The sequence below is a fragment of the Streptomyces sp. CO7 genome (genome assembly GCF_053474865.1).
Genome location: NZ_JBRIOU010000001.1, coordinates 229,860 through 230,110 on the forward strand (window position 1 = coordinate 229,860; position 251 = coordinate 230,110).

Consider the following 251-nt stretch of genomic DNA (forward strand, 5'->3'; position numbering starts at 1 on the left):
GTAAAGATCGAAGGGGACGACGTGCTCGTCTCCCTCACCCAGGAGTCCTGAGGCCACCATGGCAACGCTTGAAATCCGAGACCTGCACGTCACCGTCGAGGCCGACAACGCCACGAAGGAGATCCTCTGTCTCTTATACACATCTGACGCTGCCGACGATCTTACGCGTGTGGACGTATTTGACGGCTTTCTCTATCACGGCGGCATGCTTTTATTCTGTCTTAATGCAGCGATTTTTTTTTTTCAAGCAG

General features: G+C 52.6%; 1 protein-coding gene. It reads left to right on the forward strand.

The features are described from left to right. Window positions 1-58: 58 nt before the first annotated feature. The coding region (locus ACOV8S_RS01055; protein WP_448315393.1) for a hypothetical protein at window positions 59-251 on the forward strand (193 nt) is incomplete at its 3' end.